Source organism: Streptomyces sp. NPDC002773, from assembly GCF_040295605.1.
Taxonomy (GTDB): Bacteria; Actinomycetota; Actinomycetes; order Streptomycetales; family Streptomycetaceae; genus Streptomyces.
Map to the genome: position 1 here is coordinate 473,027 of NZ_JBEOVO010000001.1, position 19,633 is coordinate 492,659.

The following is a 19,633-nucleotide window of genomic DNA, read 5'->3' on the forward strand; positions in this document are numbered from 1 at the left end:
TCAGGCACCGACCGGCGCTTCTGCCCCGGTTCGCGTCCCCGCCCCGGTGACGAACCCTGCGCGAGCGTGACCGTTCGGGGAAGGATCGGCCCGGCGAGCCGCCTGGATCGCCCAGTACACCGCTTCCGGCGTGGCGGGCGAGGCGAGTTCCACGCCGACACCGGCGGACCCGAACGCCGCGGCGGCCTGCCGTAGCGCCTCGCGTACCGAGAACGCCAGCATCAGCGGAGGCTCACCCACCGCCTTGGACCCGTAGACCGCCCCTTCCTCGGTGGCGTTCTCGAGGAGCCGGACGTGGAACTCCTCGGGCATCTCCGAGAAGCTCGGCAGTTTGTACGTACTCGCCGCCTGGGTCAGCAGCCGGCCGCGGTGCGGCCCGTCACCGGTGTCCCAGCGCAGGTCCTCGAGCGTCAGCCAGCCCGCGCCCTGCACGAAGCCGCCCTCGACCTGACCGATGTCGATCAGCGGGGAGAGGCTGTCACCGACGTCGTGCACGATGTCGACCCGCCGGATGCGGTACGCGCCGGTGAAGCCGTCCACCTCCACCTCGGCCGCGGCGGCGCCGTAGGAGAAGTACTTGAACGGTGAGCCCTGGAAGGCCTTGGCGTCCCAGTGCAGACCCTCGGTCCGGTAGAAGCCGGCCGCCGACAACTGCACCCGCTGGAAGTACGCGGTGCGCACCAGGTCGTCCCAGGCCAGCTCCTCGTCGCTGCCCAGTGCGCGCGCGACGCCCTCGACGACGCGCACGTCCGATGCGTTCACACCCAGCTGCGTCGCGGCCACCCGCAGCAGCCGTTCGCGCAACTGCTCGCAGGCGTTCTTCACCGCCGCGCCGTTGAGGTCGGCCCCGGCACTGGCCGCGGTGGCGGAGGTGTTGGGCACCTTGTCGGTACGTGTCGGGGCCAGCCGCACCTTGTGCAGCGGGATACCCAGGGTGGTCGCGGCCACCTGCAGCATCTTGGTGTGCAGGCCCTGGCCCATCTCGGTACCGCCGTGGTTGATCAGGACCGAGCCGTCCTTGTAGATCAGCACAAGCGCGCCGCCCTGGTTGAAGGCGGTGAGGTTGAACGAGATGCCGAACTTGATCCCGGTGAGCGCGAGGCCACGCTTGGTGTGCGGGTGCGCGGCGTTGAACGCCGCGATCTCACGCTGCCGGTCGGCGAGGCCGCCGTCGGCCTTGACCTGCTGCCAGACGGTGGAGATCCGGTCGGCGTGCGTGACCGGCTGCCCGTACGGCGTGGTCTGGCCCTGCCCCGGCCGGTAGAAGTTGCGCTCGCGCAGCTCCATCGGGTCCAGGCCGAGCCGCGGCGCGCACCTGCCCATGATGTCCTCGATCACCAGCATGCCCTGCGGCCCGCCGAAACCGCGGAAGGCGGTGTTCGAGACCTTGTTCGTCCTGGCGATGCGGCCGGCGACGCGGGCGTTGGGGATCCAGTACGTGTTGTCGATGTGGCACAGCGCACGGGCGACCACCGGCTCGGACAGGTCAAGGCTCCAGCCGCCGTCGGCGGTCAGGGTGGCGTCCAGGGCCTGGATGCGGCCGTCGGTGTCGAAACCGATCTTCCACTCGGCGTGGAACCCGTGCCGCTTGCCGGACATGGTCAGGTCCTGGGTCCTGTTGAGCCGTACCCGGACCGGCCGGCCGGTCAGCCTGGCGCCGAGTGCGGCGACGGCCGCGAAACCGTGCGGCTGCATCTCCTTGCCGCCGAAGCCGCCACCCATCCGCAGGCACTGCACGGTCACCTCGTGACTGCGCAGACCCAGCACGTGGGCGACGATCTCCTGAGTCTCCGAAGGATGCTGGGTACTGCTCTGGACGAACATCTGCCCGTTCTCGTCGACGAGGGCCAGCGCCGTGTGCGTCTCGAGATAGAAGTGCTCCTGATCGGAGAACTGGAACTCGCCCGTGAACACGTGCGCGGAGTCGGCGAAGCCGGCATCGACGTCACCGGTCCGCATCACGGGCCGGGCACCGTGGAAGCTGCCGGCCGCGATCGCGTCCCGCAGCGCGATCAGGGAGGGCCGCTCGTCGAGTTCCACCTCGACGGCCGCCGCACCGAGCCGCGCCGCCTCCACGGTCTCGCCGAGCACCCAGGCGACCGCGTGGCCGTAAAACATGACCGTGTCGGGGAAGAGGGGTTCGTCGTGCTTCATCCCGGCGTCGTTGACACCGGGCACGTCGGCACCGGTCAGCACGCGGACCACACCGGGGACGGCGAGCGCGCGGCCGGTGTCCAGCCTGGTGATCCTTCCGTGCGCCTTCATGACCTGGACCGGGTAGGCGTGCAGCACGTCCTTGGTGCGATGGACCAGGTCGTCGGTGTAGAGCGCGGTGCCCGTGACGTGCAGGTGGGCACTCTCGTGCGGCATCGAGACGCCGACGACGGGCTTCTCGGGGCGCTGGGACAGCTGGCTCATCAGGAGACCGCCTCGGTGGTTCGCGCGTACAGCTTCAGCAGGCTCTGGCCCAGCATCGCGGAGCGGTAGGCGGCGCTGGCGCGGTGATCGTCCATCGGCGTGCCCTCCGCCCGCAGTACCGGCGCCGCGGCTTCGGCGGTTTCCGCCGTCCACGGCCTGCCCTCCAGGGCCGCCTCGGTGGAGAGGGCACGGATCGGGGTGGCGGCCACGCCGCCCAGGCCGATGCGGGCCTTCCGGACGATCCCGTCCTCGACGTCGAGGGCGAAGGCGACCGCCACGCTGGAGATGTCGTCGAAGCGCCGCTTGGCGATCTTGTGGAAGGCCGTGACCGGCGACAGCGGCAGGGGGACGCGTACCGCACGGATCAGCTCGCCGGGACGGCGCACGCTCTGCCGGTAGCCGGTGAAGTAGTCGGAAAGGGGAACCTCGCGCTCGCCGTCGGCGTCGGCGAGCACCACCGACGCCTCAAGGGCGAGCAGCACCGGTGGGCTGTCACCGATGGGGGAACCGGTCCCCAGATTGCCGCCGAGCGTCGCGCTGTTGCGGATGAGCCGTGACGCGAACAGCGGGAACAGCTCGGCGAGGAGCGGGACCCGGCCGTCGAGGCGGCGTTCGATCTCGGTGAGCGTCAGCGCCGCCCCGATCTCGACGGAGTCGGATCCGACGCGCAGCTCCCGCAGTTCGGGCAGCCGGTCGACGGCGATCACGCAATCCGCCCGGCGGGAGCGGATGTTCACCTCCACGCCCCAGTCGGTGGAGCCGGCGACCACCACCGCCTCGGGCCGCTCACGCAGCACCCGCAGTGTCTCGGCCAGGGTGCTCCTGCGCAGGAACACGCTTCCGTCCTGGGAGTACGCGGTGGCCGCCGGTTCGGGCGGGGACAGCTCGCGACGCCGCGCGAGGGGGTCGTCCTCGGTGGGCGTACCGACGGCGAACGCGGCATCGCGAATGGGGCGGTAGCCGGTGCAGCGGCACAGGTTTCCACTCAGCGCGTGCAGATCGAACCCGTTCGGACCGTGCTCGGGGTCGGTGCCGTCGGCCGGGTCCTGGTGCGCGCAGCGGCCGGGCCGGTAGTACTCGGCGGCCATGCTGCAGACGAATCCCGGTGTGCAGTAACCGCATTGGGAGCCGCCGCGGACGGCCATCTCCTCCTGTACCGGGTGGAGCGTGCCCGGCGTACCGGCTTCGCCGGCGGTGGCGAGCCCCTCGGAGGTGACGATCTCCTGACCGTCGAGGGCGGCGACCGGGATCAGGCAGGCGTTGACCGCCACCCAGTCCGTGGGCTTGTCCGTCCCGGGTCGGGCCACGAGGACCGAACAGGCGCCGCACTCGCCCTCGGCGCAGCCCTCCTTCGTACCGGTGAGGCCACGCTCGCGCAGGAAGTCGAGGGCCGTGGTGTGAGCCGCGGCCGGAGCGATCGGTGCTTCGTTTCCGTTGACCGTGATGCGCGCCGCTGTCACGACAGACCTTCGTTTCGGTGCGCGATCCGTCGATTCATCATCTTCGTCACTTTCGGACAGCTCTCTTCGTTGAGGCGCGCCACGTGCGAGGAGCGGGCGCAGAGCGGCACGCCACAGCGGGGCGCCGCGAGAGGGGGAGGGGAAACCGGAGTACCGGGAGAGCCGGAATGTGCCACGGAGGGGAAACCGGAGTACCGGGAAATCCGGAATGTGCCGCGGAGGGGCACAGGAGAAGGGGCGCGTTCAGCAACCGTGCGCGATGCGCCCCGGAACCCAGGCGGTGCACTCGGCGAGGCGACCAAGATCAGAGTGGGTGGACATCGGCTGGTCGCCTCCTTTCGAGAGCCATGGGTCGGGCGTCTACGGCAAGTTAGTGGCTGCCGTCAGGGAGGTCAAGAGCCGCCTGACGCCCTCGGACAGGGCGCCCCGCAGCCCTTGACGACGTCGTGAGGTCTCTCCATACTGACGGCCAAATCGATTTGGCCAAATCGATTTGGCCCTCCGTTCGGGGCCGGATCGCGGCTGATGTCCGAGCATGCCTCACGCCCGAATGGAGCTCGAACGTGTCCAGTCACCGCCAGCCCGCACCCGGCACGGAACAACCACCGACGCCGGGGCCCACCCCACCCCCCGCCGCTCACGACGAAGCCCGGCACCCCGTCGGCCACTCCGCCGTCCACCCCGTCGACGAGTCACGCCCGCTCGGGCGGATCATCCTCTTCGGGATCCAGCACGTCCTCGTCATGGCCGCCACCCCCATCTCGGCGATCTTCCTGATGAGTGCCACCCTCCGCCTCGACCCCGGCCTGACGGTCAATCTGCTCTCCGCGGCGTTCGTGCTCTCCGGCGTCGGGTCGCTGATCCAGTCTCTCGGACCGTGGAAGTTCGGTCCCCGGCTGCCGTTCGTGATGCTGCCCGGCGGCGCGCCGCTCATCCTGTTCATCGCCATCGCCGAGCAGCACGGCCTGCGCACCGCCACCGGCGCGGTCATCCTCACCGCGGCCTTCTACTTCGTCGTCCTGCCGGTCTTCTCACGGCTGCTCAGGTTCTTCCCCGCCCTGGTCATCGGCACCATGATCGTCATCGTCGGGGTCAACCTGGTGAAGGTGGGCGCGGTCCTCGTCACCGGCCGGCCCGGCCAGCCCGGGTTCGCGGACACGACGAACCTGGCGCTCGGCATGGCGACGATCGGGTTCACCGTCGTCTTCTATCTGCTGTTCACCGGAATCCTGCGGCAGCTCGCCGTGATGCTCGGCCTGGTCGCCGGCACCGTGCTCGCCGCGTTCCTGGGCCGCTTCGCCCTCGACGGCGGCGAGGGCGGTCTGGTCAGCCTGCCGCAGCTGATGCCCTTCGGCTCACCCCAGTTCAGCCTGATCGCCGCGCTGCCGCTGATGCTCTACAGCCTCGCCTCCATGGCGGAGGCCACCGGCCAGACGGTCATCAACGCCGAGGCCGTCGGCAAGGAGATCGACCCGCGCACCGACGTCCCCAAGACCGTCCGCGGTGATGCGCTGACCTCGCTCTTCGGCGGGTTCTTCGGACTGCCGCTGATGGTGACCAGCGGCGAGAACATCGGCATCGTCCGGGTCACCGGCGTCCGCAGCCGCTTCGTCACCGCCGCCGCCGGTGTGGTCCTCATCGTCATCGGATTCCTCGCCCCGGTGACCCACGCGATCAGCGTCGTCCCGTCCGCCGTGGTCGGCGGCACGGCCATGGTCGTCTTCGCGGTGATCACCGTGCTCGGCGTGCAGATGCTCGGCCGCTCCGACCTCGACAAGCACACCAGCACGTTCATCTGCGCCGTCGCCCTGGCGCTCGGCCTGCTGCCGATCCTCATCCCCGGCGTGTACGCCGGCTTCCCGCCGAACGCCCGCATCCTCCTCGAAAGCGGCGTCGCCGTCGGCGCGTTCGTCGCCGCCGTCCTCAACATCCTGTTCCACCACGTCAGGCCGCGCGTCGCCGCCCGGCCCACCCCCGTCCGCACGGAAAGCGACCGATGAACCAGCTCACCCGCGAGCCCCTCGAATCCCCCGGCCCGCTCCTCCTCGTACCCGACGCCGTGCTGCTGCCGGAAGGACCCGCCGACGGATACGCGGTGGTCGTCGCCGACGGCTCCTTCCGCGCCGTCGGACCAGCCGAGGAACTGGCGCGTACGCATCCTCAGCTCGGCGCCGTACGGTTGCCCGGCCATCTCCTGATGCCCGGCTTCGTCGACGCCCACCATCATCTGACCCAGAGCTTCGGCTCCGCCCTCGCCTTCGGGGAGCCGTCGGAGATCTTCCGCAGGGTCTGGGTTCCGCTGGAAGGGGCCCTTGACGAGGAATCGGCCTATGTCGCGGCCAAACTGGCGGCGTTGGAGGCCCTGCGCGGCGGCTTCACCACCGTGACCGACGCCGGTACGCGCGCTGCCGTGGACGTCGACGTCGTCGCGTCGGCCGCTCGCGACGCCGGAATCCGCTGCGTGCTCGGCCTCGTCTGCAACGACGCCGCCGACGACACCGAGGACACGGCGCGCACCACCGCCGTCCTCGAGAACGCAGAGAAACACCTCGCCCGGTACGACGGCGACCCCCTGGTCCACCCCTCGCTCGCCGTCTCCATCCCCGAAGCGGCCACTCCCACGACGCTTCACCGCACCGCACGTCTCGCCGCGGAAGCCGGGGCGATCGTCCAGATCCACGTCAACGAGCACCTGGCCGGTGTCGAGCGCTCCCTCGTACGGCACGGACTGCGCCCGCTCGAGCACCTGCACCGGATCGGCGCGCTCGGCCCCCAACTGCTCGCCGCCCACGCCACCCTGCTCACCCCCCGCGAACTGACCCTGCTCGCCGACACCGGGACCGCCGTCAGCTACAACCCGGTGGCCAGCGCCTGGAAGGGAAACGCCGTCGCACCGGCCACCGCCATGGCCGAGCGCGGCATCCGCTTCGGGCTCGGCACCGACGGCACCCGCGGCGACGGATTCCGGCTCGCGGACGCGGCCGAGTTCGCCCAGCGGATCGCCTACGGTCTCGCCACCGGCGACTCGTCGTGCGGCGCCGGCTGGACCTGGCTCGAACACGCCACCGCCGGCGGCGCCGACGCGGTCGGCCTCGGCGCGCGCACCGGCACCGTCGCCGAGGGCCTGGCCGCCGACTTCCTCCTCGTCGACCTCACCGCCCCCGAGACCGCGCTCTCCTGGGACGTGCCGTGGGAGCTGGTGCGCCGGGGCAACCGCGACCAGATCACCGCCGTGTTCGTCGCCGGACAGCTGCGCCTCTGGCGCGGCCGCCCCACCGGCTGGGACGGCCCCGCGCTCGTGCGGCAGGCGGCCGAACTGGCCCGTGCCGCCGTCGAGAAGGCGCCCATCACCCGCGTACACCCCACGTCCACGGCGGCACGGCGGCGGAGCACCGCACTGTGAGTACGGAAGCACTCGCCGTCCTCGCCGTCACGGTGGCCGTCGCCGCGTTCGTCCAGGGCAGCAGCGGTCTCGGCTTCGCCCTGATCGTCGCGCCCGTGGCCGGGATCCTCGACCCCGGTCTGCTCCCGGTGTTCGTCCTGGCGGCCATGATCCCGCTCAACCTGTACGTCGCCTGGCGCGAACGCGCCTCGATCGACCTGCGCGGCGCGGGCTGGATCACCGCGGCACGGCTGGCCGCCACACCCGCCGGGCTCGCGCTGCTCTGGCTGATACCGGACCGCAGCATCGGCCTGTTCGTGGGCATCGCGACGGTGCTGGCCGCCGTCGTGAGTCTTGCCGCACCCGCCTTCGCGCCCGGCCGGACGGCCTACCTCGGCGCGGGCGTGGTGACAGGACTCACGGAGACCGCGACCGGCGTCGGCGGCCCCCCGCTCGCGCTCGTCTACCAGCACCGGCCGCCCGCGGAGCTGCGTTCGACCGTCGCGGCCTGCTTCCTCGTCGGGGAAGTGGCGTCGCTGGCACTGCTGTTCGCGACGGGAGAGGGCGAGCCCGGAGACCTGGGGCTCGCGGCGGCGCTGCTGCCGGTGATCGCGGTCGGCGCGTGGCTGAGCCGGCTGGTGCACCACCGGCTCGACGCGCGCAGGATGCGGCTGTGCGTACTCGTCTTCGCCCTGGTCTCCGGGGTCGTGCTCATGCTCGGGCTGTGACCCGGAGCGACGACGCCCGCGCGATGACCTGCGGCTCGGGCGCCGTCACCACCGCGGTGGCGGCGCTCTCGCCGCGCAGCCGGCCGATCAGCAGCTCCACCGCGTCGGCCGCCGCCCGGTCCAGGTGGAGGTCCACGGCGGTCAGCGGCGGCTCGCAGGTCCGCGCACGCAGCCCGTCGTACCGGGTGACGACCATGACGTCGCCCGGTACGGACCGTCCGCTGTCCCGGATCGCCCGCACCGCGCCCACCGCGAACGCGTCCACCAGCGCGCAGACCGCGTCGGTCCCGGGGTGCTCGGCGAGCAGGGCGGCACAGCGTTCGTACCCGGCCTGCTCGCCGCCCGCCTCAGGGGCGCTCGCCACGACGGGCACCCAGCCGTACCGCTCGGCGACCCGCTCGTAGGCGGCGAGCGCGTCGACCGACGAGTGGCGGGAACCGGATCCGACGATCAACGCGGGCCGCTCGGCACCCTGCTCGCGCAGATGAGCGAGGAGCAACTCGGCGACGAGACCGCCGCGCAGATCGACGTACGGCGACGTGTCGTCCGGCGACACCGGTCGGCCGAGCGAGACGTAGGGCAGGCCCCGCTCCCTCAACTGCGCCGCCGCCGCGTCGTCCACGTCCGGCTCGACGACGATGGCCCCGTCGATGTCGACGGAGTACAGCGCGGACCCCGACTGCACGGGCGGGACGAGCACCAGTGCGTAGTCGTGCAGCAGGGCGCTCTCCGCGGCTGCGGCGGCGATCTCCATGTAGAACCCGAGCCTCGACGGCCCGCCGGCCACCGCGAACGGCATCGAGGAGGCGAGGGCGATGGCCTTCGCCTCCCCCCGGCGCAGCCGCTGGGCCCGCAGGTTGGGCCGGTATCCGAGCTCGGCGGCGACCTGCCTGATGCGCTCCCTGGTCCGCGGATCGACCTTGCCGATCCCGTTGAGGGCGTGGGACACCGTCGTACGCGACACCCCGGCGACGCGCGCGACGTCCGCGATCGTCGGTGGCCGCGATCCGGGACCGGATGTTCGCATCGAGGGGCGCTCCTTGCTGGCTGAGGACGGGGCACCCATCTTCGCCTACCGGCCCTCCGGGGCCGGCGTCCGTGCGGCCGTACCGATCGATCAGGCCCCGGATCCGGCGCCCCCTGGCCGCGGCCGGTTCCCCGCGCCGGCGGTGAGCCAGGGGGCGTGCGGTCAGTACGTGAGGATGCCCGGGTCCGAGACGCCCGCGGTACCGGTCTCCACGTGGCCCGCCAGGCGGCGGAGGAAGTCCGGGGAGGTGGTGGTCGTGAGCGTCACGTCGTACCAGCGGCCGGAGACGGAGAGGTTCACCGTGTGGGTGACCGTCGCTCCCTTCGGGACCGACACCGTCTGGGGGGCGCCCGCGTAGGCGTTGGTCACCGTCAGGGTGACGTCAGCAGCCGTGGCGTTGGTGAGCGTGAGGTCCAGGTTGCCCGTGGTGGCGTTGTGGCGGGCCTTGACCTCCGGGACCTGCGTCTTGCCCGGGGAGCGGAAGCGGCGCAGGAAGCCGTTGGGGCCGTGGACCGTGAGGTCGGTGAGGTCCTTGGAGTACTTCGTGTTCCAGGTGTCCGTGAGGGACTTGTTCGCTTCGGTCGTGTACGTCCACGGCGCGTCCGTGCGGTTCGCCGACGTCACGTAGAACTGGGCGCCCGCCGCCGGGCCGCCGCTGAACGTGAGGCGGAAGGTGCCCGCCGTGGTGTCCGCGGCGCCGTCCACGTACGGGGCGTACTTCAGCGGGCGGGTGCGCTTGCCGCCCGGTTCCTGCCGGGGCATCGTGCCGACGGCCGGGGCGGTGGCCAGGAAGTCGGGGTGGCGGGCGCGGTCCGGCGGGTAGTAGCCGTCGGTCGGCGGGAGCGGGGCGGCCTGGGTGTCCGTACGCGTGAAGTCGAAGGCGGACGTCAGGTCGCCGCACACGGCCCGGCGCCACGGCGAGATCTGCGGCTCGTGGACGCCGAAGCGGCGCTCCATGAAGCGGATGACCGAGGTGTGGTCGAAGGTCTCGGAGCAGGCGTAGCCGCCCTTCGACCAGGGCGAGACGACGATCATCGGGACGCGCGGGCCGAGGCCGTAGGGGCCGGCCACGTAGCCCGTCTTCCCCGGGAAGTGGTCCAGGGCGGTCGGGGTCGTGGAGAGGCCCTGCGCCGCCGAGGCCGGGACGTACGGCGGGACGACGTGGTCGAAGAAGCCGTCGTTCTCGTCGTACGTGATGAACAGGGCCGTACGGGCCCACACGTCCGGGTTCGACGTCAGCGCGTCCAGGACCTGCGCGATGTACCAGGCGCCGTAGTTCGACGGCCAGTTGGAGTGCTCGGAGAAGGCCTCGGGGGCCGCGATCCAGGAGACCTTCGGCAGTCGGCCGGCCTGGACGTCGGCCCGGAGGTCGGCGAGGTAGCTGTCGCCCTTCGACACGTCCGTGCCCGTGCGTGCCTTGTCGAACAGCGGGTTGCCGGGCTGGGCGTTCCGGTAGGTGTTGAAGTAGAGGAGGGAGTTGTCGCCGTAGTTGCCCCGGTACGCGTCGTTGATCCAGCCCCAGTGGCCGGCGGCGTTCAGGCCGTCGCCGATGTCCTGGTAGACCCGCCAGGAGATCCCGGCCGCTTCGAGGCGCTCCGGGTACGTCTTCCAGCCGTATCCCGCCTCGGCGTTGTTGAGGACCGGGCCGCCGCCGGTGCCGTCGTTGCCGGTGTGGCCGGACCACAGGTAGTAGCGGTTCGGGTCGGTCGAGCCGATGAACGAGCAGTGGTACGCGTCGCAGACCGTGAAGGCGTCGGCGAGCGCGTAGTGGAAGGGGATGTCCTCGCGGGTGAGGTACGCCATGGTGGCCGGGGTCTTCGCCGGTATCCACTGGTCGTACTTGCCCTTGTTGAAGGCCTTCTGCCCGCCCGCCCAGTCGTGGTTCAGGCCCTGGAGGAACTCCATGCCGAGGTCGTCGCTCGGCGGCCGGAAGGGCAGGGTGACCTTTCCGCTGTTCGCCTGGTTCCAGACCGACTTGCCGCTGGGGAGGGTGACCGGACGCGGGTCGCCGAAGCCCCGTACGCCCTTCATCGCCCCGAAGTAGTGGTCGAAGGAACGGTTCTCCTGCATGAGGACGACGATGTGCTCGACGTCCTGGATCGTGCCGGTGGCGCCTTGCGCCGGGATGGCGGCGGCGCGCGCGATGCTCTCGGAGAGCATCGCGAACGCGGCGGTACCGCCTGCGAGTTGAAGGAACCGGCGACGGTCGAGGTCGGCCATGGGGGGTTCTCCTCCGGTGGGTACGGGCACGGGTGCGGGTGCGGTGCGGGTGCGGTGCGCGTGCGGTGCGGTGCGTGTGCGTGCGGCGCCGGGTGCCTCCCCGCGGGCGCCCCAAGGACAGCGCCCGCGGGTCACCGCCCGGCGGCCGTCCCATGACTGCCCGCGGTACGGCGGACGAACCCCCCGTGCCGCTGTGCGAAAGCCCCGGTGCGCGTGGGCGCACCGGGGCTTACACACAGGGGGAGGGCGGCTGTGCCTACTCGACCACGAGCTCGACCTTGATGTTGCCCCGCGTCGCCTTCGAGTACGGGCAGAACGCGTGGGTCTTCTCCAGGAGCGTGGCACCCGCCTCGCCCTGGAGGTGGTCCGGGAACTCGGCGCGCATGATGACCGCGAGACCGAAGCCGCCGTCCGCCGGGTCCTTGCCGATCGAGACCTCGGCGGTGATCGACGCGTCGGTGATGTCGATCTTCTCCTGGCGGGCGACCACGCCCATCGCGCTGGCGAAGCAGGCCGCGTACCCGGCGGCGAAGAGCTGCTCGGGGTTGGTGCCCTGGCCGTTGCCGCCGAGGGCCTGGGGGTGGGCGAGGGGGAGGTCGATGTGGCCGTCGGAGCTGACGGCGCGGCCCTCGCGGCCGTTGGCGGTGGCGACGGCGGTGTAGATCGCGTCCATGGTTCTTCCGTTCCTGTCCTCGGGGTGCCGGGGTGCTGCCGTACTGCTGCTGCCCTCTATTGATAGCGCACTATTCAGTTGTGCACAACTCAATCGCGCGTGAGCTGTCCTCGCGTATCCTGGGCGTATGGAGACGCTCGACACGGTCCCGGACGAGGAGTTCCTCCGGCTCGACCACCAGATCTGCTTCTCGCTGCACGCGGCGACCCGGGCGTTCAACGGCGTCTACCGCGAGGCGCTCAAGGAGCTGGGGCTCACCTACCCCCAGTACCTCGTCATGCTCGTCCTCTGGGAGCACGGCGAGCTGCCCGTGAAGGGCATCGGCGAACGCCTCCGGCTCGACTCCGGCACCCTGTCGCCGCTGCTCAAGCGCCTGGAGGCGGCCGGTTACGTCGAGCGGCGCCGCAGCCCCGAGGACGAGCGGTCCGTCACCGTACGGCCCACCGCCGACGGGGCCGCGCTGAAGGCGAAGGCCCGCGCGGTGCCCCGCCGGATCGCCGCCGCCACGGGTCTCGACCTGGAGGAGATCCGCGAGCTGCGGGAACGGCTCGACGCCCTGGCCGACCGGCTCGACGGCGTCGACCCCGGCGACCTCGGATCCTGCGGCTAGGGCGGCCACCAGGGCCCGGGGGCTCAGGCCCGTCCGGACGGCGCGCGGCCCCGGCCGGAGTCTTCCGGTCGGGGCCGCGATCGCGAGGGGGCTCTCAGGTGCGGGGGTGAGGGAGGGGCTCTCAGGCGTGGGGGACCTTGCGGAGGAGGGTGAGGACCACCGCCGCCGTCACCAGGGCGAAGACCGCGCTCAGCGCCGACGCCGAGTGCAGGGCCGTCGTGAACGCCTCCCGGGCCTGCTCCCGCAGCCCCTCGTCCGGCAGGGCGAGCGCCGCGCCCACGCTCTCGTGGGCCGCGGCCGGCGCGTCCGCCGGGACACCGCCCCGGTAGACGGCCGCCGCCACGCTCCCGGTGACCGCGATGCCCAGGGCCAGCCCCAGGTCGTACGCCGTCTGGCCGGTCGCCGCCGCCGCGCCCGCCTTCTCGGGCGGGGCGGAGCCGACCGCGAGCGCCGTACCGAGGACGCTGATCGGCGCCGCGCCGAACATGATCACCGCGAGACCGAGGGCGATCACCGTCACCCCTTCGGCCAGCGCGATCACCGCGTACCCGGCGAGTGAGACGGCGAGCCCGCCGGCGAGTACGTACGCCGGGCGCGTCCGGCGCGCCACGAACGGGGTCAGCTGCGAACCCGCGATCAGGCCCGCCGCCCCCGGCAGCAGCCACAGCCCCGCATCGAGCGGCGGGAGCCCCGCCACCGCCTGGAGGTACTGCGGGACCAGGTACTCGACGCCGTTGAGCGCGGTCATCCCCAGGAGCAGGGTGAGCAGCGCGCCCGTGAAGGCCCGGTTCCGGAAGAGCCGCAGGTCGAGGAGGGGGGACTCCAGCCGGTTCTGGCGGCGGACGAAGAGGGTCGTGAAGGCCGCACCCAGGGCGAAGGCGAACGCCGTCCCCGCCGTCGGGCCGTCCGCGGCAAGCGACTTCACGCCGTACACCAGCGGCAGGATCGCGAGGAGGAAGAGCAGCACGCTCGCCGGGTCGAGCCGGCCGGGCTTCGGGTCCCGGTACTCGGGGAGCAGCAGCGGCGCCGTGACCAGGGCGATCAGCATGACCGGCAGGCCCATCAGGAAGACCGAGCCCCACCACCAGGAGGCGAGCAGCACCCCGCCGATCACGGGTCCGACCGCGAGCCCCACCGAGAGGGCGGTCACCCACATCGCGATGGCCGTGGCCCGCTGCCGGGCGTCCGCGAACATGTGGCTGATCAGGGCGAGCGTCGACGGCAGGACCGCCGCCCCGGCGATTCCGAGGAGGGCGCGGGCCGCGATCAGCGTCCCGGCGTTCGGCGCGTACGCGGCGAGGAGCGAGGCGAGCAGGAACCCGGCCGAACCGGCCATCAGGAGCCTGCGGCGGCCGAGCCGGTCCCCTAGCGTGCCCATGATCACGAGGGTGGCGGCGGTGAGGAAGCCGTAGATGTCGGTGATCCAGAGCAAATGGGCGCCGCTGGGCCGCAGGTCCGCCGAGAGGTACGGGGTGGCCAGCCAGAGCACGCCCAGGTCGGCGGTCATCAGGGTGACGGGCAGGAGGAGGACGGCGAGGCCGAGCCACTGGCGGGCGCCGGCCCGGGGCGGTGTCGATGCGGGCGCCGCACCGGGTTCCGGTGTCGCGGTGTCGGCCGCGAGGGTCTTCGTCACGGGGTCAGCTCCTCGTCCACGGTCTTCTCGGCTTCGGTGATCAGCTCGGCGACCCGGGCGGCACGCAACTCCACCGGCATGCCCGAGAGTTCCGTTCCGTGCAGGACGCGCAGGGTGGCGTCCGGGAGGCCGCAGTACGCGGAGATGCCGGTCACCAGGAGCAGGTGGAGGGCCGTCTCCATGCCGAGCTTCTCGATCTCCTCGGCCGTACCGCCCATCAGGGCCAGCCAGAGCAGCCGCTTCCCCGCGAGCCGGGGGCGGCTCCGGCCGTACGCGAAGCCGTAGTTCCACACCCGGTCGATCCAGCCCTTGAGGATGGCCGGCGGCGAGAACCACCACACCGGGAAGACGACCACGATGTCGTCGGCGGCCAGGATCCGGTCCATGTGGGCGTGGACCTCGGGGGAGTAGACCTTCTCGCGGTCCTCCCAGTCCGGTTCGTCCTCCGGGCGGAGCGCCGGGTCGAACCCCTCGGCGTACAGGTCGAGTACGTCGACGGTGCCGCCGTCCTCCTTGAGCCGGGCGTGCACGCGCTCGGCGACCTGGGCGGTGAGCGAGTCGGTACGGGGGTGGGCGAGGACGAGGAGCGTGTGAGGTGCCATGACCTGGGGTTCCTTCGGGTGGGGGAGGAGGAGCGGGGTGGATGCGTGCGGCGGGCGGGGCGGGCCCGGGGTGGTCGCGGGCCCGCCCGCGGGTGGCCTGCACGGGGCGGTCAGACGCCGAGGCCGGAGCCGCCGCTCGCGTCGATGTTCTGGCCGGTGACCCAGCGGGCGTCGTCGGAGGCGAGGAAGCCGACGACATCGGCCACGTCACCCGGCTGACCCACCCGGTTGAAGACCGAGAACCCGGCGGCGTGCGCCTTGGCGGCCGGATCGGCCATCCACGGGTGGATGTCGGTCTCGATCGTCCCCGGCGAGACCGCGTTGACCGTGATGCCCCGGGAGCCGAGGGTCTGGGCGAGGGTCAGGGTCAGCACCTCGACGGCGCCCTTGGAGGCGGCGTACGAGGTCATGCCCGGGAAGGCGACCTTGGTGACCCCGGAGCTGATGTTGATGATCCGGCCGCCGTCGCGGAGCCGGTCGAGGCCCTTCTGGATGATGAAGAAGGGCGCCTTGGCGTTCACCGCGAACACCCGGTCGTAGGAGGCCTCGTCGACCTCGTGGATCAGCCCGGGGCCGGCGATCCCGGCGTTGTTGACGAGGATGTCGAGCCCGTGGCCGTCCTCGGTCCGCTCGTCGAAGGCCGCCCAGAGGGCGTCGGCGTCGCCGGGGACGCCCAGCTCGGCGCGGAGGGCGAAGGCGGAGCCGCCGGCCGTCTCGATCGCGTCGACCGTCTCCTTCGCCGCCGTCTCGTTGCTGGCGTAGTGGACGCCGACGCGGGCGCCGTCCGCGGCGAGGCGGAGGGCGATCGCCCGGCCGATGCCGCGGCTGCCGCCGGTGACGAGGGCGGTCTTGCCGGCGAGGGGCTTGGTGCTGCTCATGTCCTGCTCCTTGGTGTCTTCTTCGTGTGGCGCTTCCTGCTGACGGGGATGACTCTGGCGGCCGGGTGTTCGGAAACGGCTCGGGTTCTGTTCGGGCGGGGCTCGGGGTGGGTTCGGGCCGGGTGGGTGTGTGGAACGGGCCTGCTCGGACCGGCTCGGGGCGGGTGACCGGAGCCGGGTTACGGTGGCCGTATGCGATTCGCGGTGCTGGGGGAGACGGCCGTACGGACCGAGGACGGCACACCCGTCCGCGTCCCGGAGCTCAAGGTGCGGGCCCTGCTCGCCGCGCTTCTCGTCGACGCGGGACGGCCGGTCGCCGCGTACCGCCTCGTCGACGACCTCTGGGGCGACGAACCGCCCGGCAACCCGCTCCGCGCCCTCCAGGCCAAGGTCTCCCAGCTGCGCCGCGCCCTGGAGGAGGCCGAGCCCGGCGGGCGGGACCTCGTCGTCACGCAGGCGCCCGGATACCTCCTCGCCGTACCCGAAGGGGCCCTGGACGCCCATGAGTTCGCCCGACTCGCCGCCCGGGCGCGGGAGACGGCCGACCCTCGGGCCAGGGCGGAGCTGCTCGGCGGGGCGCTCGGGCTGTGGCGGGGCCCGGCCTTCGCCGACTTCGCGGAGGAGTCGTTCGTACGGGGCGCGGCGGACCGCCTGGAGGAGGAGCGGCTCGCCGCACGCGAGAGCTTGGCGGAGGCGCGGCTCGAAGCCGGGGAACACGGCGTACTGGTAGGGGAGTTGGCGGAGCTGGTCGACCGGCATCCGCTGCGGGAGCGCCTGCGGGGCGTGCAGTTGCGCGCCCTCTACCGCGCGGGGCGGCAGAGCGAGGCGCTGGCAGGTTACGAGGAGCTGCGCACCCTTCTCGCCGATGAGCTGGGCCTCGACCCGAGCCCTGAACTGGCCGCGCTCCACGCGGCGATGCTCCGCCAGGACCCCGCCCTCTCGGCGCCCGGCCCGGTGGCGGTGGCCGTCGGCCCCGTACGGGGCAATCTGACCGCGCCGCTCACCGGGATCGTCGGCCGGGACGCGGCCGTCGCGGAGGTACGGGGGCTGCTCACCGAGCGGCGGCTCGTCACCCTCACCGGGCCCGGCGGCGTCGGGAAGACCCGGCTCGCCGTGGAGGCGGCCGGACAGCTGAGGGAGGAGTTCGCGGACGGGGTGTGGCTCGTCGAGTTCGCCGGCGCGCGCGGGGAACTCGCCGAGGTCGTCGCCGCGGCGCTCGAACTCCGCGACGACGGTGTGTGGGGGCTGCGGCCGGAGGGTGAGCGGCCGCTCACGACGGCGGAACGGCTCGCCGAGGTCCTGCGCGGGAGACGGACCCTGCTCGTCCTCGACAACTGCGAACACGTCGTCGACGAGGCCGCCTCCCTCGCCGAACTGCTGCTGCGCACCGCGCCGGGCCTCGTCGTCCTGACGACCAGCCAGGAGCCCCTCGCGCTCGCGGGTGAGACGCTCTGGGCGGTGGAGCCGCTCGACGGAGCGGGGGCGGTCGAGCTGTTCACGGCGCGGGCGGCGGCGTCCGCACCCGGGTTCGGGTCCGGCGCCGGGCTCGACCCCGCCGCCCAGGAGGCGGTCCGGGCCATCTGCCGCCGCCTCGACGGCATCCCCCTCGCCCTGGAACTGGCCGCGACCCGCGTCCGCGCGCTCGGCGTGCACGGGCTCCTGGAACGGCTCGACGACCGCTTCCGGCTGCTCGACGCGGGCCTGCGCGGCGCCCCCGCCCGGCAGCAGACCCTGCGCGCGGTCATCGACTGGAGCTGGGAACTCCTCGGCGAACCCGAACGAACGGTGCTGCGCCGCCTCGCGGTCCACGCGGAGGGCTGCTCGCTGCGAGCGGCGGAGGAGGTCTGCGCGGACCCGGGCGGGGCGGGGGTTGGCGGGGCCGCCCCGGGTGGGGTGGGAGTGGGCCCGGCAGCCCCGGGTGCGGCCGGATTCGGCGGGGCCGGGGTGGGCGTAACCGTCCCGGGCGTGGCGGGATTCGCCGGGGCCGGGGCCGGGGCCGGGGCCGGGGCCGGGGCCGGGGTGCGCGGGGCCGGAGCCGCCGCAACCGTTGCGGGCGGGCCGGGGGTTGGCGTGAGCCCCGCAGGAGCGGCCGGAGCTGATGTAACCGCTCCGGGCATGGCGGGAGTCGGCGTGACCGCCCCGCTCGTGGCCGGAGTCGGCGTGGCCGCCCCGCTCGTGGCCGGAGTCGGCGTGACCGCCCCCGGCGTGGCCGGAGTCGGCGCGGCCGGCTCGCATGCGGCCGGAGTCGCCGTGGCCGTCCCAGGCGCGGCCGGATCCGGCGTAACCGACCCAGGCGCCGCCGGATCCGGCAAGACCGCCCCGGCCGTCACCCCCGCCGACGTCCTCGGGCTGCTCGCGCGGCTCGTGGACCGGTCGCTCGTCGTGGCCGTCGAAGGGGCGGACGGGCCCCGCTACCGGCTTCTGGAGTCCGTCGCCGCCTACAGCCTCGACCGGCTGCGGGACGCGGGCGAGGCCGAGGCCGTACGCGCGCGCCACCTCACCCACTACCTCCGCCTCGCCGAGGACGCCGGGCCCGCACTGCGCGGCCCTGACCAGCGCCGTGCCCTCGCCCGCCTCGACGCGGAGACCCCGAACCTGCGGGCCGCCCTGGACCGCGCGCTCGCCGAGCCCGCCACCGGGCGGAACGCCGAGGTGGCGCTCCGTCTCGTCGACGCGCTCGCCTGGTACTGGATCATGCGCGGCCGCCTCGGCGAGGCGCTCCGCTCGGCGACGGCGGCGCTTCGGCCGACCCCGGCGGAGGCCGCCGCGCCCGAACTCGCCGCGCTACGCGCCCGCGTGGAGGTCTGGCGCACGGGCCTCACGATCATGGGCGGCGACGGAACGGACCGGCGGCGCCGGATCGCCGAGGCACTCACGGCGTACGACGCGGCGACGGGCGAAACCGTTGACGCGCCCGGCAGCCCCGGGGCACCCCGGCACGCGGCGACGGGTGAACCCGGTGACGGGCCCCACCGCCCCTGGGCCCGCTGGTTCCTCGCCCACGCGCTCTGCGGGACCGGCAGCCAGAGCGAGGGCGGCGACCTCACCCGGCAGGCCCTCGACGGCTTCCGGGCCCACGGGGACCGCTGGGGCGAGGCGGCGGCCCTCGCGGACCGCTCGGTGCAGCGGCTGCTCGCCGGTGACGTGGCGGGCGCGGAGGAGCACGCGGCACGGTCGGACGCGCTGTTCGAGGAGCTGGGGGACGCGTGCTGCCGGCTGTGGTCGGTGTACCCGCTGGCGACGGTCGCGGAGATCCGCGGGGAGTACGAGCGGGCCGACCGGCTCAAGCGGGCGGGCCTGGCGGCGGCGGAGGGCTTCGGCCTGACGACCGAGGTGCCCGACCTGCTGGCCGGGATCGGGCGTACGGCCCTGCTCCGGGGCGATCTCGCCGAGGCGCGGGCCTACCACGCGGCGGCCAAGGAGCGGGCCGCGGAGGTCGGGTTCCGCGCCGGTGAGATCAACGCGGTCCTCGGCCTCGGCCTGGGCGCCCGGCGCGAGGGCCTCTTCGAGGAGGCCGAGCGGCACATGCGGGAGGTCCTCGACTGGCACCGTGCGGTCGGCCTCGACAGCGCCAACGCGCTGATCCTGGCCGAGCTGGGCTTCTCGGCGCTCGCGCGCGGCGAGGTGGCGGAGGCCCTGAGGCTCCAGGAGGAGGGGTACGAGACCGCGTCGGCCTCCGGCGACCCCCGGGCCCTCGCGCTCGCCCTGGAGGGCCTGGCCTCGGCGCACGCCCCGGCCGGGCGGGCCAGGGAGGCGGCGGTCCTCCTGGGCGCGGCGACCGCGCTGCGCGCCGCGACGGGCGCGCCGCTGGCCGCGGCGGAACGCGCGGACGTCGACCGTACGGAGGAGGCGGCCCGTACGATCCTGGGCACCCAGGCCTACACGACGGCCTTCACCTACGGGACGACCCTGGCCCCCGAGTCGGCGGCAAGGGAGGCGGCAACCCTGCGAGCGGCGGGCCCGGCCTGAAGGACGGACCCGCCTTGCGGCGCCCGCCTGCCT

Annotated in this window: 13 protein-coding genes; 5 read left to right on the top strand and 8 right to left on the bottom strand. The window is 73.2% G+C overall.

The window, feature by feature from the left end; genetic code table 11:
• Entirely contained in the window at positions 1–2,418 is a 2,418-nt protein-coding gene (gene xdhB / locus ABT034_RS02045) for a xanthine dehydrogenase molybdopterin binding subunit (RefSeq protein WP_351210214.1), read from the bottom strand.
• Positions 2,418–3,878, bottom strand: a complete 1,461-nt coding sequence (locus ABT034_RS02050; RefSeq protein WP_351210216.1) for a xanthine dehydrogenase small subunit — start codon at positions 3,876–3,878, stop codon at positions 2,418–2,420. The genes xdhB and ABT034_RS02050 overlap by 1 nt, the downstream gene beginning before the upstream one ends.
• Before the next feature lie 563 nt (positions 3,879–4,441).
• Here ABT034_RS02050 and ABT034_RS02055 point away from each other — a divergent pair.
• The 3 genes from ABT034_RS02055 to ABT034_RS02065 are packed head-to-tail and all read left to right on the top strand — an operon-like array spanning position 4,442 to position 7,988.
• On the top strand, positions 4,442–5,878 hold the full coding sequence (locus ABT034_RS02055; protein WP_502972773.1) for a uracil-xanthine permease family protein: 1,437 nt from the start codon (positions 4,442–4,444) through the stop codon (positions 5,876–5,878).
• The gene (locus ABT034_RS02060; RefSeq protein ID WP_351210218.1) at positions 5,875–7,281 is read left to right on the top strand and encodes an amidohydrolase family protein; all 1,407 of its coding nucleotides are present in this window, start codon (positions 5,875–5,877) and stop codon (positions 7,279–7,281) included. The genes ABT034_RS02055 and ABT034_RS02060 overlap by 4 nt, the downstream gene beginning before the upstream one ends.
• Positions 7,278–7,988, top strand: a complete 711-nt coding sequence (locus tag ABT034_RS02065) for a sulfite exporter TauE/SafE family protein (RefSeq protein WP_351210220.1) — start codon at positions 7,278–7,280, stop codon at positions 7,986–7,988. Before ABT034_RS02060 ends, ABT034_RS02065 begins: the two co-directional genes overlap by 4 nt.
• Here ABT034_RS02065 and ABT034_RS02070 read toward each other — a convergent pair.
• From ABT034_RS02070 to ABT034_RS02080, 3 genes are all read right to left on the bottom strand, one after another.
• Entirely contained in the window at positions 7,972–9,015 is a 1,044-nt protein-coding gene (locus tag ABT034_RS02070) for a LacI family DNA-binding transcriptional regulator (protein WP_351210222.1), read from the bottom strand. The genes ABT034_RS02065 and ABT034_RS02070 overlap by 17 nt on opposite strands.
• A 162-nt stretch (positions 9,016–9,177) precedes the next feature.
• The gene (locus tag ABT034_RS02075) at positions 9,178–11,235 is read right to left on the bottom strand and encodes a phosphocholine-specific phospholipase C (protein ID WP_351210224.1); all 2,058 of its coding nucleotides are present in this window, start codon (positions 11,233–11,235) and stop codon (positions 9,178–9,180) included.
• 256 nt (positions 11,236–11,491) lie between these two features.
• Positions 11,492–11,908, bottom strand: a complete 417-nt coding sequence (locus ABT034_RS02080) for an organic hydroperoxide resistance protein (RefSeq protein WP_351210226.1) — start codon at positions 11,906–11,908, stop codon at positions 11,492–11,494.
• 127 nt (positions 11,909–12,035) lie between these two features.
• Between ABT034_RS02080 and ABT034_RS02085 the strand changes: the two genes are divergently transcribed.
• Positions 12,036–12,518 carry a MarR family winged helix-turn-helix transcriptional regulator gene (locus ABT034_RS02085; protein WP_351210228.1) on the top strand — a complete coding sequence of 161 codons (483 nt, stop codon included), beginning with the start codon at positions 12,036–12,038 and terminating at the stop codon, positions 12,516–12,518.
• 121 nt (positions 12,519–12,639) lie between these two features.
• Here the strand turns inward: ABT034_RS02085 and ABT034_RS02090 are convergent, their stop codons facing one another.
• From ABT034_RS02090 to ABT034_RS02100, 3 genes are all read right to left on the bottom strand, one after another.
• On the bottom strand, positions 12,640–14,151 hold the full coding sequence (locus ABT034_RS02090; protein WP_502972774.1) for an MFS transporter: 1,512 nt from the start codon (positions 14,149–14,151) through the stop codon (positions 12,640–12,642).
• Positions 14,148–14,753, bottom strand: coding sequence for an NAD(P)H oxidoreductase (locus ABT034_RS02095; protein WP_351210230.1), 606 nt, complete (start codon positions 14,751–14,753; stop codon positions 14,148–14,150). The genes ABT034_RS02090 and ABT034_RS02095 overlap by 4 nt, the downstream gene beginning before the upstream one ends.
• Positions 14,754–14,863: 110 nt before the next feature.
• Positions 14,864–15,631, bottom strand: a complete 768-nt coding sequence (locus tag ABT034_RS02100) for an SDR family oxidoreductase (protein ID WP_351210232.1) — start codon at positions 15,629–15,631, stop codon at positions 14,864–14,866.
• A gap of 192 nt (positions 15,632–15,823) precedes the next feature.
• Between ABT034_RS02100 and ABT034_RS02105 the strand changes: the two genes are divergently transcribed.
• Positions 15,824–19,600, top strand: coding sequence for an ATP-binding protein (locus tag ABT034_RS02105; protein WP_351210234.1), 3,777 nt, complete (start codon positions 15,824–15,826; stop codon positions 19,598–19,600).
• Positions 19,601–19,633: the final 33 nt, after the last annotated feature.